This window comes from Streptomyces sp. NPDC025651 (assembly GCF_055558735.1).
On record NZ_JBVHLZ010000009.1, the window covers coordinates 184,384 to 199,943 of the forward strand.

General features: G+C 75.0%; 11 protein-coding genes. 5 read left to right on the forward strand and 6 right to left on the reverse strand.

The genetic code is table 11. The annotated features are described in order from the left end of the window. Positions 1-36: 36 nt before the first annotated feature. Positions 37-546, reverse strand: coding sequence for a GNAT family N-acetyltransferase (locus tag ACZ4D5_RS29595; RefSeq protein ID WP_467775495.1), 510 nt, complete (start codon positions 544-546; stop codon positions 37-39). Positions 547-674: 128 nt separating this feature from the next. On the opposite strand from ACZ4D5_RS29595, the gene ACZ4D5_RS29600 reads away from it, so the two are divergent. Then, on the forward strand, positions 675-3,740 hold the full coding sequence (locus ACZ4D5_RS29600; RefSeq protein WP_467775496.1) for an AfsR/SARP family transcriptional regulator: 3,066 nt from the start codon (positions 675-677) through the stop codon (positions 3,738-3,740). A 56-nt stretch (positions 3,741-3,796) separates the two neighbouring features. Here ACZ4D5_RS29600 and ACZ4D5_RS29605 read toward each other — a convergent pair whose 3' ends face one another. Both ACZ4D5_RS29605 and ACZ4D5_RS29610 read right to left on the reverse strand, forming a co-directional pair. Further along, on the reverse strand, positions 3,797-5,110 hold the full coding sequence (locus tag ACZ4D5_RS29605; RefSeq protein ID WP_467775497.1) for a cytochrome P450: 1,314 nt from the start codon (positions 5,108-5,110) through the stop codon (positions 3,797-3,799). Further along, entirely contained in the window at positions 5,107-5,889 is a 783-nt protein-coding gene (locus ACZ4D5_RS29610; protein WP_467775498.1) for an alpha/beta fold hydrolase, read from the reverse strand. The genes ACZ4D5_RS29605 and ACZ4D5_RS29610 overlap by 4 nt, the downstream gene beginning before the upstream one ends. Before the next feature lie 195 nt (positions 5,890-6,084). Between ACZ4D5_RS29610 and ACZ4D5_RS29615 the strand changes: the two genes are divergently transcribed. The 4 genes from ACZ4D5_RS29615 to ACZ4D5_RS29630 all read left to right on the forward strand — a co-directional run bounded on the left by ACZ4D5_RS29615 (position 6,085) and on the right by ACZ4D5_RS29630 (position 11,564). Beyond that, positions 6,085-8,505 carry a GTPase-associated protein 1-related protein gene (locus ACZ4D5_RS29615; protein WP_467775499.1) on the forward strand — a complete coding sequence of 807 codons (2,421 nt, stop codon included), beginning with the start codon at positions 6,085-6,087 and terminating at the stop codon, positions 8,503-8,505. Positions 8,506-8,644: 139 nt separating this feature from the next. Then, a complete protein-coding gene (locus ACZ4D5_RS29620; RefSeq protein ID WP_467775684.1) occupies positions 8,645-9,304 on the forward strand; it encodes a vWA domain-containing protein in 660 nt (219 codons plus the stop codon). Then, positions 9,301-10,197 (forward strand): PP2C family serine/threonine-protein phosphatase, encoded by an 897-nt coding sequence (locus ACZ4D5_RS29625; RefSeq protein ID WP_467775500.1) that lies wholly within the window; start codon positions 9,301-9,303, stop codon positions 10,195-10,197. Before ACZ4D5_RS29620 ends, ACZ4D5_RS29625 begins: the two co-directional genes overlap by 4 nt. Before the next feature lie 20 nt (positions 10,198-10,217). Further along, the gene (locus ACZ4D5_RS29630) at positions 10,218-11,564 is read left to right on the forward strand and encodes a protein kinase domain-containing protein (protein ID WP_467775685.1); all 1,347 of its coding nucleotides are present in this window, start codon (positions 10,218-10,220) and stop codon (positions 11,562-11,564) included. Here the strand turns inward: ACZ4D5_RS29630 and ACZ4D5_RS29635 are convergent. Genes ACZ4D5_RS29635 through ACZ4D5_RS29645 form a run of 3 tightly spaced genes read right to left on the reverse strand, consistent with a single transcriptional unit; the run spans position 11,521 to position 15,558 of the window. Beyond that, positions 11,521-13,707 (reverse strand): hypothetical protein, encoded by a 2,187-nt coding sequence (locus ACZ4D5_RS29635; protein ID WP_467775501.1) that lies wholly within the window; start codon positions 13,705-13,707, stop codon positions 11,521-11,523. The genes ACZ4D5_RS29630 and ACZ4D5_RS29635 overlap by 44 nt on opposite strands. Positions 13,708-13,711: 4 nt before the next feature. After that, positions 13,712-14,203, reverse strand: a complete 492-nt coding sequence (locus ACZ4D5_RS29640) for a hypothetical protein (RefSeq protein ID WP_467775502.1) — start codon at positions 14,201-14,203, stop codon at positions 13,712-13,714. Continuing rightward, positions 14,200-15,558 carry a hypothetical protein gene (locus tag ACZ4D5_RS29645; protein WP_467775503.1) on the reverse strand — a complete coding sequence of 453 codons (1,359 nt, stop codon included), beginning with the start codon at positions 15,556-15,558 and terminating at the stop codon, positions 14,200-14,202. The genes ACZ4D5_RS29640 and ACZ4D5_RS29645 overlap by 4 nt, the downstream gene beginning before the upstream one ends. Positions 15,559-15,560: the final 2 nt, after the last annotated feature.

Sequence of the window (15,560 nt, forward strand, 5' to 3'; positions counted from 1 at the left end):
GCTTACGGCAGGTCCTTGCGAAGGGGGGGCGGGGGCTTACGGCAGGTCCTTGCGCATCAGCGTGCACATGGTTTCGTACCGGCGCGGCGAACCGTCCGGCGCCTCCTGGTCCCAGGACTCGGGGCGCCTGCCGTAGGCCGCGTACCCGAGGCGTTCGTACAGCGCCCGTGCCCGCGGATTGCGCTCCTCGACGGCGAGTTCGGCACGGGGCAGGCCGCGGGACCTGACGCGCTCCTCCAAGGCGCCGATGAGGACGGTGCCCAGGCCGCACGACTGCAGGGCGGGTGCCACGCCGAGCTGCCACAGCGTGCCCGCGCCGGGCAGAGGGGCGTAGTCGACGCCACCGATCGCCACCGGGACGTCGGCGGGGGCGCACACCGCCAGGTAGTCCACCTCGCCGGCCGCGGCGCGCTCCAACTCCCCGCTCACGTGCGCCATGTGCGTGGCGGAGCCGGCCCAGGAACAGGACGGCAGGTCGGCGGGTTTCAGATCGCGGACGTGGACCGGTACGCGGATGTGCGTACGGGAGTTGGTCGCGTGGCTCATGAGGTGATCCCACCACGTCAACGATAATCGGAACCAGGGGATTTGGTGCGTACGTCCCTGACGGGTGAGGGTCCGGCGGCCCGGCAGGGATGTGGGCGGCGACGGGGATATGGGAGGGCGCAAGGGCCATGCAGGGGGACGAGCTTCGCTACGCGCTGCTGGGGACGGTCAGGGTGCTCGGCGCCGGCGGCGAGCCGATCCGCATCGCGCCGCAGCAGCGGGCGATCCTGGCGATGCTGCTGGCCAGGGGCGGCAGGGCCGTCACCGTCGGCGAGTTGGTCGACGGCGTCTGGGGAGACCCGGCGCCCGAGCGCGCCCTGTCGACCCTGCAGACCCAGATCGCGCAGCTGCGCCGCAAACTGGAGCCGGGGCGCCCGCCGCGCGCGCCCGCGGAGGTCCTGCTCTCCGCGCCCGGCGGCTACCGCCTGCGGACCGCCGAGGGCGCCTGTGACCTGGACGTCTTCGAGGGGTACGTCGAGGCGGCCGAGCGCGCGGCCCACGACGGCGATCCGCACGGGGCGCGCCGTCTGTTCGGCGCCGCGCTCGACCTGTGGCGGGGCGAGCCGCTCGCGGGGGTGCCCGGGCCGTACGCGGACACGCTGCGCGCCGCGCTCACCGAACGGCGGCTCGCCGCCCTGGAGGCCCGCGTCCGCCTGGACCTGGACCTGGGCGGGCAGGCCGAGGGCGTCGTCCCCGAACTGACCATGCTGGTCGCCGAGCACCCGCTGCGCGAGGGGCTGCGGGCCCAGCTGATGCTGGCCCTCTACCGCAGCGAGCGCCAGGGCGAGGCGCTGGCCGCGTACGCCGACGCGCGGCGGGTGCTCGGCGACGAACTCGGCGTGGAGCCGGGCCCGGAGCTGCGGGAGCTGCACCGGCGCATCCTGCGGGCCGATCCCTCGCTCGGCGGTGGCGGCGGGGCGGACGGCCCGGCGCGCGCGGGCTCGCACCATGCCCACGGGGCGGGTCCGGTGGGCTACCGCGTGCCCACACCCGCCCAACTCCCCGCTCCTCCGGCCGACTTCACCGGCCGCACGGCGGAGTCCGACCGTCTTCTCGCGGCCCTGGACTCCGGGTCGCCGCACATCGTCGTCTCCGCGATGGCCGGACTCGGCGGGGTCGGCAAGACCGTGCTCGCCCTGCACGCCGGGCACCGGGTCCGCGACCGCTACCCGGACGGGCAGTTGTACGTCGACCTGGGCGGCGCGTCGGCCGTGCCCGTCGAGCCCGCCGAGGTGCTCGCCCGCTTCCTGCGCGCCCTCGGCGTCGGCTCCGTGCCCGAGGGCGTGGACGAACGGGCCGCGCTCTACCGCTCCGTGCTCGCGGGGCGCCGCGTCCTGGTCCTCCTCGACAACGCCGCGAGCGAGCGGCAGGTCGAGCCGCTGCTGCCGGGTGCGCCGGGCTGCGCGGCCCTGGTGACCAGCAGGGCCCGGCTGCCGCTCCCGTCCGCAAGCGCCTTCGAACTGGACGTCTTCAGCGAGGCCGAGGCGCTCGCCCTCCTCGCCGGGATGGTCGGCGCGGACCGGGTCGCCGCGGAGCCGGAGGCCGCCGCCGCGCTGGTCGCCGCCTGCGCCCGGCTGCCCCTGGCGGTGCGCATCGTGGGGGCCCGGCTCGGCCGGCGCTCCTCCTGGTCGATAGCGGGCCTCGTGAACCGCCTCGCCGACGCGCGCGGCAGGCTGGCCGAGCTGAGGGTCGGCGACATGGCGGTCGAGGCGACGTTCCGCCTGAGCTACGACCAGCTGTCGCCCTGCCTCGCCCGCGCCTTCCGCCTGACGTCACTGATCGAGGGCCCGCTGTTCACGCTGCCGATGGCGGCGGCCGTACTCGACCGAACCGAACGGGAGACGGAGGACCTCCTGGAGGAACTGGTCGAGGCCAGCCTCCTGGACTCGCCCACCGCGCACAGCTACCGCTACCACGACCTGCTGCGGTTGTTCGCGCGGGCGAGGGCGGAGGAGGCGGGCGTGGCGGCGCAGTCCCCACGCGCCGAGGGGGCGGCTCCGGCCGCCGTTCCGGTGACCGAAGCCGTCGTCACCGATGGCGGCTTCACCCATGGCGGCGTGACCGAAGCCGTCGTCACCGATGGTTGCGTGAGCGAAGCCGACGCGGCCGTCGGGCGCCTCGTCGACTACTGCCTCGCCGTCGTCCGCGGTGCCTATCGGCTCGCGCGGCCCGGGTCCGTCACGCCCGAGGACCTCGCGCCCACCAAGGCCGCCGGGGTTTCCTTCGCCGATGCCAAGGACGGGCAGGAGTGGGTGCGGCGCGAGTTCGACACCGTGGTCGCCGTGTTGCGGGAAGCCGCCGGCCGCCCGGGGGTGCCGATCGCGCCCGCCGCCGATCTGCTGCTCGCCCTCGACCCGTTCGGCGAGGCGGACTTCCTGTGGCCCCGGCTGAACGGCCCTGCCGCCGCCCTCGCCGACGAGGCCGCCCTGCGCGGTGAGTCGGCCGCCGAGATCCGCGTCCGCTACATGCTGGGCGGCGGGCTCTGGCAGGTCGGCGCCGAGGAGCAGGGGCGCGCCGAGGTGGGCCGCGCCCTTGAGCTGTGCCGGGCCACCGGCGACGAGGCGGTCTACGGCCAACTGCTCAACGTCGAGGGCCTTTTGCACTCCGACGAGCCCGAGGTGATGCTCTCCCTGCTCCAGGAGGCCGTCGCCGTGCACGCCCGGCGCGGCAACCTCTGGGGCGAGCTGGAGGCGGTGCAGAACACCTGCCACCCGCTGCGGGCCCTCGGCCGTGTGCCCGAAGCCCTGGACGCCCTCACCGAGGCGCTGGTCCGCGTGAAGCCCCTCGGCTGGACCGTCATCCGCATCTACCTCCTCGGCAACCACGCCCGCCTGCTCGCCCGCCTCGGCAGGACGACCGAGGCCGTGGCCAGCTACACCGAGGCCCTGGTCGGCTGCCGCGAGGTCGGCTCGGGGTACCTGGAGCTGCTGATCGAGCACGGGCTCGGCGAGGCCGAGCGGGTGCTCGGCAGGTACGGCCGCGCCGCCGCCCACCTGGAGCACACGCTGGCCGGCGCCCGGCGGCTCGGCAACGAACGGCTGCAGGCCTCCGTGCTCCTGGACCTCGGCACCACCCTGGCCGAGGCCGGTCACGGCGAGCGCGCGGACGCCTGCCTGCGGGCCTCGTACGACCTGCACGTCCGGATCGGTCTGCCCCTGCCCGAGTCCCTGGCCGCGTACGCCACCGGACCCTGACGGCCCGTGGTGTACGCGTCCTCGGCCGCCGCGCGCGGGTGAGATGGTCTCGGGGCCTACGCGGGGGCGACGAGCCGCAGTGACTTGAGTCCGTTGATGAAGTGCGAGACCAGCCGCCGGGGCGGCGCGGCGAGCCGCAGCTCCGGGAGGACCCGCACCGACTCCTCGTGGAACACGCGCAGTTGGAGCCGGGCGAAGTGCGCGCCCAGGCAGACGTGCGGGCCCTCGCCGAACGCGACATGGGGGTTGGGTGAGCGCGACAGGTCGAGACGGTGCGGGTCGGCGAAGACGCGCTCGTCGCGGTGGGCGGACGCGTGGAAGACGACGACCTTGTCCCCGGCCGCGATGCGCGTCCCCGCGAGCTCGGTGGCGCACGTGGCGGTGCGCCGGAAGCTGAGCACCGGCGGGTGGTGGCGCAGCAGTTCGTCCACGGCGCTGGCCCAGGACACCGTCCCGCGCCGCAGCCTGTCGTACTCGGCCGGGTGCTCCGCGAGCGCGAGCAGACCGCCGGGCGCGGCACTGCGCACCGTGTCGTTGCCCGCGACGGTGAGCAGGAAGAAGAACATCTCCAGCTCGGCTCCGGTGAGTTCGGGATCGAGGGCCAGCGTGGTCAGGACGTCGTCACCGGGGTGCTCGCGCTTGTACGCGGCCAGCGAGCGCGCGTAGCCGAACATGTCGCCCAGCATCGCGGGCGAGCGGGGGTTGACGGGCCTGCCGTCCGGGCCGAGCACGGGCGGGGCCGCCTCGTCGGGGTCCTGGTAGCCGATGACGCGCCGCGTCCAGTCCAGGAGCAGGCCGCGGTCGGACGGCGGTACGCCGAGCAGGTCGGCGAGGCCCCACAGGGCGTACTCGTCGGTGACGGCGCCGACGACGTCGAAGGTGCCGTCGCCCGCGCGGGCCCCGGCCACGGCCGCCGCGAGGAGCGCCCTCGCCCGCTCGCGCGCCCCCGCCTCGAAGCGCTCCACCCGCTTCGGCGTGAACGCGCGGCTGACCAGTCTGCGCAGCCGCCCGTGGTCGTTGAGGCCTCCCGCGCCGGGCCGGGCCCCGGAGCCGGTCGCGGGGTCCTGGTTGAGCATCATGCGCCGGATGAACGGCAGGTCGTCCGGGTCGGGATCGCGGATCTGCGTGGCGCCCAGGTACGAGGAGAAGGTGGCCGCGTCCTTCAGGACGCGGACCACGTCGGCGTGCCGGGTGACCGCCCAGAACCCCGGGCCCGCGGGCCAGCCGAGCACCCCCGGCTCGTCCTGCCACGCCACCGGGTGGTGGTCGCGCAGGACGCGGTAGCGCTCGTGGGGGACGCCCTCCGCGTACAGGCGGGGGTCGAAGACGTCGGGGACGGGCGGGGTCGCGGCGTCGGGCGGAGCCGTCACGCGTCCCCGTCCCCGTCCGCGCGCAGGAAGTCCTCCACGGTACGGATCAGTTCGAGGGGCACCTCGTCCATCGCGTAGTGCCCGGCACCGGGCAGCTCGGCGAGTTCGCCCCGGGGATACGAGCGCAGCCACGTGCCGCGCATCAGGTCCGCGGAGAGCGCCGGATCGAGCGCGCCGGTGACGGCGAGCGCCGCCACGGGCGACCCTTCGACCTCGGAGTGGAAGTCCTCGCCCGCCCACGAGTCGAGCCAGGCGCGGAACGCCTTCGCGTCGCTCACGGCGAGGGAGCGCCGCACCATCCGGTCCAGCCAGGCCCGGGGCCGCACCCCGCCCGTGGTGATGTCGATGATGGTGCGCCGGTTCTCCGCGCTGTGCGCCGCCGACGCGAACAACTCCCACTGCTCCGGCGGTAGTTGGAGCCCGGACGCGGGCACGGGTGAGACTCCGACGAGGCGGCGCACCCGCTGCGGGGCCGCGGCCAGGACGCGCTGGGCGACGCTGCCGCCCATGGAGTGCCCGATCAGCGAGAACCGCTCCCAGCCGAGGCGGTCGGCCAGGTCGAGTACGTCGGCGGCGCCCTCGCCCGTCGTGAACTCGCCGACGGTGTCCCTGGCCTCGCCGTAGCCGCGCAGATCCACCACCGCGTACTGGAACGCGCCCACGTCGAGATCCGCGAGCACCGGAGCGTACGCGGACCGGTCGGCGAACCAGCCGTGGACCGCGATCACCTTGTGCGGTCCTTCGCCGAGCAGGGTGTGGGGGAGCGGGGAGGAGGCCACGTCGACTCCGATCGCCGGCAGGGTCCCCGGCACCGGGCGGTGCGGGACGTGCCCACGGTGTCCCCAACCGCTGTGCCGCGCAAGGGCGCACGAGAGGAGGGGCGCGCTCGGCCGGGGGCGGAAGGTGTGTGCCGATACGGGGGTGAACTTGGCGGACGGCCTGCGGTCCGGCGCCGCCGTTGGTCAGAATGTGGCATGGCCATCCGTCGCCTCAGCTACCGGCTCGGTCAGGAGCCGGACACCGGAACCCCCTGTCTGGTCCCCGCGGACGCGGGAGGGCAGAAGGAACACCAACTCGACGTGGAGAGCGCCGCGTTGAGCGATGCGGTCGAGCGCCTGATCGGCGCGGGGTCCGAGCTGAGCTACAGCCTGCTCCCGGACGGCGGCCGCCTCCTGTGCGCGGCGCTGCCGGGACAGCGCGTGGAGGCGCTGCACCTGAGCGCCGACACCCCGGGCCCCGGCCCCGTGTGGCCGATCGACACCTGGCGCTCCGCCACCTGGGAGCCGGGCGCCGGCGAGCGTCTCGGCGCCGGTTTCGTCGAGTCCGAACTCCCCGTACCCGAGGCGCACTTCGACCGCGAGATCCTCGTGGAGTTCGCCCGGCGGCGCGCCGAGCGCGTCGCCCCCTTCCTCGCCGACGTGCGCCGCCTCTTCGAGGACCCCGCGGGCCGGCAGATCGTCCTCGTGGAGGAGGACTCCGAGAGCGTGGCCCGCTGGGTCGCGCTCGCCTGCGCCTCCCTGCCCGAGGCGTACGTGCCCGCCCTCACGTTCACCACCTGGACCACCGACCCGTGCGGCGCCCCGCAGCAGATCATCGGCATCGGCCCGGACGTGGAGTTCGACCGTTCCGACGACGCGACCGTCGAGTACCTGTACCGGGTGCACGACGCCACCGGCGGCCCCGAGAGCCCGCCTCCCGAGTTCGACGCCTGGGCCCAGCTCACGGCCGAGCGCTGGCTCGCGGGCAACCCGCCGCGCCCCGCGCCCGGAGCGGCCGGGCGGGCCGAGGACCCTTTCGCGCTGATCCCGCTGATCGTGGGAGGGGCAGGGGCGACAGGAGCGGCAGAAGCGACGAGGGGGGAGGCAGGGAGCGGCGACGGGGCAGGCGCAGGCGCCCTCTCCGGTGCCGACCTCGCCGGCCTCAGCGGTGACTCCCTGCGTGCCGTCATCGACGCCTTCACCCAGTCCGTGACCAGGGGCGAGTCCGACCCCCGCACCCTCGGCGACCTGGACAGGCTGTGCCGCGGACTCGACGGCGACCGCGCCCTCGCGGCGCGCCCCCTCGCCCTCGCCCTCGTCAGGCACAGGATCGACGCCTGCCGCTCCCGCGGCACACTGCCCGACCTGGCCTCGTTCGAAGGGCTGCCGCTCGGCCAGGACGCCTGGCGCGAGCTGCGCGAGGAGTACGGCGGCCGGGCCGACGACGCCCTGCGCGCCCGGCTCCGCGACCCCGTCGACACCTGGACCGAACCGCTGCGGCTCGCCCGCGCTGCGGGTGCCGACGACGGCCCCGGCATCGCCGAGGCCGTGGGCCGCCTCGCCGACGCCCTGCTGCACCCCGAGCGGCGCGACTGCGCCAGGGCCGTGCGGGTCCTGACGGAGCTCGACGACCTCCCCCTCACCCGCAGGGTCCTCGCCCAGCTCATCAAGGACTTCAACGAACGCAAGCTGGACCGCCTGCGGGACCTCGCCGACTCCCCGCAGGGCGAGTGGCTGCGGCGCCACATCGACCACGCGCCGCTGACCGTCCGCCTCGCCGCGGCCGCCGCGCACTGGAGCGGCTCACCTGACCACCTGCGCGGCGCACGGCTCTTCGAACGGCTCACCGAACTCCTCTCCACGGGGCGGGTCGAGGACGTCAAGACGCTCCGGCTGCTGTGGCGCATCGTGTGGCGCAACAGCCCGCCGGACCGCTCCGAGCAGCCCTGGGTGGCCCGCACCTGCACGCCCCGCCTCATCGTCGAGGCGGGCCTCGGCCGCCGCGTCATCGGCTGGGTCAAGGAGCCGGACCACTGCGACACCGAACTGGTCGAGTTCGCCAGGACCATGCGGGCCGACGGCCAGCTGGGCGCGGGCGACCGCGACACCGCCGACCTGCTGGTGATCGCCCAGGACCTCGTCGACGGCAGGGTGCGCCTGAGCCGGCGCTCCGTCGACCGCCTCAGGGAGCTGGGCAGGAAGGTGACCCCGCTGAACGTGGTCCTGCGGCAGGGCATCGACGAGCGGGTGGGCCGCGCCCTCGCCGCCGCCAACCCCCTCGACGTGTGCGAGTCGCACGGCCTGGAGATCCTCGTCGCGGCGGGCCCCCACCTGCTGAGGACCTACCGCGCACAGCTCCTCGACGAGCGGCAGTGCGAGCGGAGGGTGCGCGAACTCCCCTACAAGCCCGCCGAGGTGGCCGCGTACTTCTACATCTGGCGGCCCCGCAAGCGGCACGGCGTCACCCCCGAGTGGCGCACGGTCGCCGAGGAGCTCCTCGAGCACGCCCTCGCGCCCGTCCTCGCGCACCTCGACCACCACCACCTCGGACAGGTGGCCACCGTGCTGCAGCGGGAGGGCAAGGACGTACAGGAATGGACGGCATGGCGTCATCGGGTGACCCAGGGGCGGCACTGACCGCACTCGACCCGCGCTCGGCCCGGGACCGCGTCGTGTGCGCCCTCCCGGCCCCGCAACCCCTTCTCCACCTCCCCACGAAAGGACCAGCGTGAGCGACACCAGCGAGACGATCGCCGACAACTTCCCCGGCGGCAGCATGGCCAGCCGCCCCGTGCACTTCATCTGGATGCTCGACTGCTCCGGCTCCATGGGCGTGAACGGCAAGATCGGCGAGCTGAACTTCGCCATCCGCGAAGCCATCCCCGAGATGCAGCAGGCCGCGCAGTCCAACCCCGCCGCATCCCTCCTGGTACGCGCCATCACCTTTGCCAGCGGGGCGAGTTGGCACGTCAGCGAGCCCACGCCGGTGGACCGGTTCTCCTGGGAGGACGTGCACATCTACGGCGGCACGGACATGGGCGCCGCGTTCAAGCTGGCGGCCGGCGCGCTGCAGACCCCGCCGATGCCGCAGCGCGCCCTGCCGCCGGTGCTCGCCCTCGCCTCCGACGGGCAGCCCACCGACGACTGGCGTGCCGGGCTGCGCGCCATCGACGCCACCCCGTGGGGCAAGCGCGCCGTGCGCGTCGCGGTCGCCATCGGGGACGACGCCGACAAGAGCATGCTCAAGGAGTTCCTCGGCAACCCCGAACTGGAGCCCCTGCAGGCGAAGAACCCCCGCCAGCTCGCCGCGGCCATCCGCTGGATGTCCACCGCAGTCGTCAAGGACGCCTCGACACCGAAGGTCGACGACGCCGGCAAGCAGGCGACGCCGATCGACGTGCCGTCGATGACCAAGGGCGAAGACGACATCTGGTGACCGGGCCGGAGACGACGACCAGACCCGGTCCCGCGGCGACCGCCCCCTGGACCCTGCTCAGCGGCGCGGTCAAGGGCGTGGCCAAGAGGTACAGCCAGGACCGCAGTACCGCGCTGTCCGTCGCCGGGGACCGCGCGATCGTCCTCGCGGTCGCCGACGGGCACGGCAGCGCCGCGCACTTCCGCAGCGACCTCGGGGCGCGCTGGGCGGTCGAGGAGTTCACGGCGTGCGCGAGGTCCTTCGCGTACGAAGCGGTCCGCGTCGGCGGCCACGCCGCGGGCTGGACCGCCCTGCGCGAGGAGGCCCGCCGGCTGCCCCAGCACGTCGGTCACCGCTGGCACCAGCGCACTCTGCTGCACGAGTGCAACTCACCCGCGCGCGGCGCCCGTTCGCTCCGCGCGGCGGCCCGCACCAGATCGCCGGAGCGGCCGCGACCGCCCGACCTCGCCGCCTACGGGAGCACCCTCATCGGTGCCGTCCTGACCGAACACATGCTGTTCTGCTGGCAGTTGGGGGACGGCGACATCGTGGTCGTCGACCAGGGCGGCGCCCCGCACACCCCGCTGTCCACCGGGCCCGACATGGGCGACGAGACCGACTCGCTCTGCGAGTCCGAGCCCTGGCGCAAGATGCGCTCCCACTGGCAGCCCTTCACCGGCGGCGCCCCGCCGTGCGTGCTGCTCTCCACCGACGGGCTCTCCAAGAGCTTCGCCGACCACCAGGGCTTCCTGGACTTCGCCACCGGGCTCGGTGAGCGCGCCGCCGACCAGGGCGTGGCGGCGGTGCAGGCCCAACTCCCGGACTGGCTGGGGCGTGCCGCCAAGTTCTCCGGGGACGACACGACCCTCGTGGGCGCCATAGCGGTGCCCCCACAGCGCAGCGACGAACGATAAGGGCAGAGAGGAACAGAATGGTGAACGGCATGCTCGCCGCCGGAAAGACCCTGGTGGCCGAGTCGGGGGAGAAGCTCAAGGTCGCCGACCTCTTCGGCTCCGGCGGCCAGGGCGAGGTCTACCGCGTCCAGACGCCCACCGGCGACCGCGCGGTCAAGTGGTACTACCCCCAACTCGCCGACGCCCGCCAGCGGGAGATCCTGGAGGGGCTCATCGCCAAGGGCTGGGACGACCCGCGCTTCCTGTGGCCGCGCTCCATCGTGATGGACCCCGCGGGCAAGCAGCCCGGCTTCGGCTACCTCATGGACGTACGCCCCGCGCGCTTCTGCGACCTGCCCGCGCTCTTCCGGCGCGATCCCTCGGTGTCCGCCGCGACGATGCGGACCCTGGTGACCGTGGCGCTGCACACCGTCGAGGCCTACCGCGCCCTGCACTCCCGCGGCATCGCCTACCGCGACATCAACTGGGGGAACATCTTCTTCGACCCTCGCACCGGCGACGTCCTGGTCTGCGACAACGACAACGCCGTCGTCGAGGGCGCCGAGGCCGCCGTGGCGGGCACCATGGACTTCATGGCCCCCGAGCTGGTCCGCGGCGACAAGGGCGCCATGCCCGGCACCCAGAGCGACCTGCACTCGCTCGCCGTGCTGCTCTTCTACCTCCTGATGAACGACCATCCCTTCAACGGCGCCCAGCAGTTCGGCGTCCGCTGCCTCGACCCGGCGGCCAAGCGCAAGCTGTACGGCACGGACCCCGTCTTCGTGTACGACCCGAAGGACACCCGCAACCGACCGGTGGCCGGCGAGCAGCCGACCATCGTCGCCAGCTGGAACGCGCTGCCGCAGATCCTGCGCGACCTGTTCGTCCAGACGTTCACGGACGGGCTGCACAGCCCCAAGCTGCGGGTGCGCGAGACGCAGTGGCGCGACGCGCTCAGCCAGGTCCTCGACGCCATCACGCAGTGCGGCGTCTGCGGCAAGCAGAACCTCACCCAGCCCGACGGCGCGCCGCCCAACTGCTGGAAGTGCCGCACCACCCTGAAGCTGCCGCCCCGCCTCGAACTGGTCACCGGCACCGGCACGCTGCGCACCAGGCGCGGCATCAGGCTCGCCCCGAGCGCCCGCGTCTACGCCCACCACCTGCGCGACGACCCGGAGCGGCACGACTTCTCCGCCGTGGTCGGCGAGGTCACCGAACACCCGCAGCAGCGCGGCAGGTTCGGCCTCACCAACCGCACCAAGTCGGTGTGGACGGCGCGCAAGGACGACGGGACCGTGCGCGACGTGGACCCCGGCAAGACGATCGCGCTGCGGTCCGGTCTGCTCATCGAGTTCGGGGGCGGTACGGAGGCGGTGGTGAAGGAGTAGCCGCGGGCCCGGCCCCCGTGGCCGGAGGCTGAGCCCTCGGCCGCCACCAGCGCCGCCACCACGCCCACCAGGGCGGCGCGGGCGGCGCCGGGGGCGGCGGAGGGGGCGGCGGAGGCGGCGGGGGAGCGGCGGGCAGGACCGCGCGGGCCGGTTCGGTGCCGATCGCCACGGCGTCGGGCCGGGGCAGCGCCACCACCGTCACGACGCACTCCGCCGCGGACACGGGCAGCTCCACCGCGCGCCCCGCCCGGTGCGCGCTGCGCGGCAGGCGTTGCTCGCCGCCGCGCCGCCCGTCGGTCCACGCCGCCCGCACCAGGACCGCGGGCTCCGGCCAGGCGAAGAACAGCTCGGCACGGTCGTCGGCGACCCGACGTACCGTCAGATCCCCTATGGCGGCCGGGTGTTCGATGACCACGCTGGGTCCGGACACGGCCCGCTCACCGAGCACGCTCACCGCCGTCACCCGCATCCGCCGCTCGGGCGGCGGCGTCAGTTCGGCGCACGACTCGGCGCCCGCCGCGGTCGCCGGGATCCGGTCGATGCCGCCCACCAGGCCGGAGACGTCCGTGCCCGGCGCGACGGGCCCCGCCGTCCAGGGCAGGAGCACCCCGTCGCCCAGGTCGGGCGGCCGCCACGCGAGGGTCACCCGGTCGCCGTCCGGGTGCCGCCGCACGGTGAGCTCCTCGACCGGCGAGGGCCAGCGCTCGGCGTGGGCGGTGACGGTGACGCCGCGGGACCACACCAGGTCCCCGTCCGGATCGCGATAGCCGCACCGCACCTCGTACGTGTACGTCCCCGGGGCGAGCGGCACGTCGAGCACCCCGTCGTGCGCGCACTCCACCCGGACCAGCGACGCCCCGCCCCAGCCCGCGGAGTCCGCCGCGGTGCCGGAGCGCGTCACCCGCACCTCGGCCGCCGCCGGGTCGGGCCGCCAGCTCAGCCGCACCCCGCCGGGGACCACGGCGGCGTGCGCCCGTGTCACGACCGGGGTGACCAGCACCGGGGCGGTGACGCGCGGCACCCCGGCGATGCGGTCGCCGCGCAGCGGGACGACCGCGTACCGCAGGGAGCGGCCCACGGGCGCGTCCGCGTCCACGGCGCCGGTCCCGCGCACGCCCGCCGCCGTCTCGACCGCCAGATGCGGGGCGCCGTCGGGGAAGCGGAGGACGCGGTACGTGACTCCGTCGGCCCGTCGCGGCGGCGTGCACCAGGACAGGCGCACCGCCCGCTCGTCGGTCGTGGCGGGCACCGCCGCCTCGGCCGGGGCGAAGGCGTCGTCGGCGAGGAGCGCGGCCACGCGCAGCAGTCCCGTCTGGGCGTCCGCGTCGTCCCTGGCCAGGCGGAGCGCCCCGAGCCAGGCGGCGGCAGCGGTCCGCAGCGCGCCGGTGGACTCCGCGGCGGCGCCCTCGGCGGTGAGCTCGGCGACCCGCGCTGCCCGCGCGCGCACGCCGTCGACGAGCGCGGCGAGGCGGTGGTCGTCGGGGTCGTCGGGGTAGACGGAGGCGCGCGGCAGCCGCGCCACGACACGCTCGGCCTCGCGCAGCCGCACACCGGGCCATACGTCGTTGAGGGTCTCGGCGGCGTGCCGCGCGGGGCCCGCCGCGGGGAAGCCGGCGGCCACGGCGGAGGCGAGCACCTTCGCCTCGTCGCGATGCACGCCGAGCGCCACGGCCTCGGCCTCGCCGGGACGCTCGCCGCCGTCCCTCAGGAGGCAGCACACCTCCCACAGGACCAGGCGGCGCAGGCCCATCGCGTCGTCCCGTACGAGGGTCTCCAGGGTGTCCACCAGGGCCGCCGCGGTGTCGGCGCGCGGGTCCGCACAGGACAGCCACTGGCCGCGCGCCCGCTGGACGAACTGCAGGTCGACGCGTTGCCAGATGCCGCCGCGGCCCGGGAACCAGAGGCCGTCGAGCACCCGGAAGCCGTCGTCCGTGGCGGCCCGCGGGAGCGTGCCGAAGACGGAGTTCGCGGCGGGGGCGGGGGCCGGTGCGCGCAGCACGTCCGCCGCGTGCCGGAACGTCAACTGGCGCAGGGCTTCGTGCAGGTGGACGTAGCCGCGCAGGCCGGGGCAGCGTGGCAGGGCGGGCAGCGGCGGGCGGGCGCCGCTCGCCTTCGGGTGTTCGCCGGGGCGCAGGACGGCCATGGGCTCAGTCGCCCGGCGCCGTGTAGAAGTACACGCGGACCACCGCGGTCTCGGCGGGCTTGCGGAGGCTGTGGTAGTCGTCCGTGGCCGTCTTCTTGGTGAACATCTCCGGACGGGCCTCGCCGAGCAGGCCGTTGACGCGGTGGGCGTAGACCGTGCCGTTCGCGCTGCCGCCGAAGGTGAGCACGAGCGCGGCCTCGCGCCCCGACCACCTGCGGGTGTCCTTCGCGATCTGCCGGACGAGGTCGCCCTTCTTCCTGCCCGACACCTCGAACTCCTGGGGGTGGCGGTCCACGGAGCGCGGCCCCGTGGGCTTCTTGGACGACTCACCGCTCTTCGACGGCCCGGGCCCGGGCCGGTCGTCGGCCTGCGGGTCGGGCCGGTCGGCCATCGACACCAGGGCGAGCACCAGCAGCAGATCGGCGAAGAGCCACCCGGCGAGCATGACGGCCCCGAGGCGCCCGCCGCGCCGCCGCCGCGGCCGCGGTCGGGTCACGCGGCGCCTCCGTCCCTCGGCGCGGGCGGGGGCAGACGCGTCGTCGGGGCGTCAAGGGGTGCGTCGGGCGCCGGGTCGAGCGGCGGGTCGGCGGCGGGGCGGCCGGGTGAGGGCACCGAACTCGCCTCGCCGGGGCGGCCGTTGGCGCCACCGTTGACCGACCCGCCGCCGTTGTACGCGCCGTGCGTCCCGCCCTGCGGCGGCAGTGACAGCGAGGGCAGCGCGCCCGCGAGCGTGTCCATGCGGGCGTCGAGGCGGGCCGCCGCGTCCTGCCAGTGGGCCGCCGCCGCGTCCCAGCGCTCCGTGGCCTCGCGCATGCCGTCCACCGCGTCGCCGGTGCGGCCGGTGCTCGACACCAGGGCCTGCGAGGCCAGTTCGGTCGCCTTCGCCACCGACTCGGACTTGGCGACGAGCGACTGCTGGGCCGCGACCAGCGCCTTGAGGGAGGCCTCGACGGTGCTGCCCGCCGACCTGACGTGGTCGGCGATCCCGCGGGCCGCCGCCGCGTTGTCCTGTCCCGCCTTGACGGTCTGCGCCGTGCCGTCGCGCAGGGTGGTGTCGATGCGGGCCGCGGCGTCGCCGAGCTTGGGCACCTCCTTGGTGAGGGACAGCGCGGCCTGCTTGAGCGCGTCGGTGGCCCGGGTCACCGACGCCGTCGCGCCCGAGAGCGCCGCGTGGCTCTGCTGGGCCTTGTGCGTCGCCTGCTGCATGTCCTGCGCGGCTTTCGTCAGCTGCGCCGTGAACTGCTGGGGCGACGCGCTGCGACAGGGCGCGACCAGCATCTGGGTGCGGGTCAGCACCGAGGCGAGTTCCGCGAGCAGCCTGTCGCGCCGGGCTTCCTGTGTGTCCTCCTCGCGCTCGGCGCGCACCCGCACGCGCGCGTGCCACACCGAGAGCGCGACGAGCAGGGCGATCAGGAGGACGGCCATCAGGGCCACGTTCTCGAAGCGGCCGAGCGACGACAGGTGCCCGCCGAAGCCGGACTGCCACAGCTGCAGGAAGGGGCGCGTGGACTGCTCGGCGTCCTCCGCGGCGAGCTCGCCGTAAGCCCGCACGGCCTCGCGAAGACCGAACCAGGTGATCAGGAGCGGCACGAAGACGAGCACGCCGAGGGCCGCCTCCAGCAGGCGGTCGTGCCGCCCCGACGTCCGCTCGGCCGGCGGCCGCACGCTCTCGGGGCGTACGTAGGTCTGGACGAGGTCGACCTCGGCCCATCGGTCGAGCTGCGAGTCCGCCGCCAAGTCCTGGTGCAGCACGGTCAGTTCGGGCGCGCGCGGCGAGAGCTCGGGCAGGGCCGCAAGCCGCCGCAACTCCTTGACGATCAAGGCTTTGTCGAGCAGTTGTGCGGGCGTCAAAC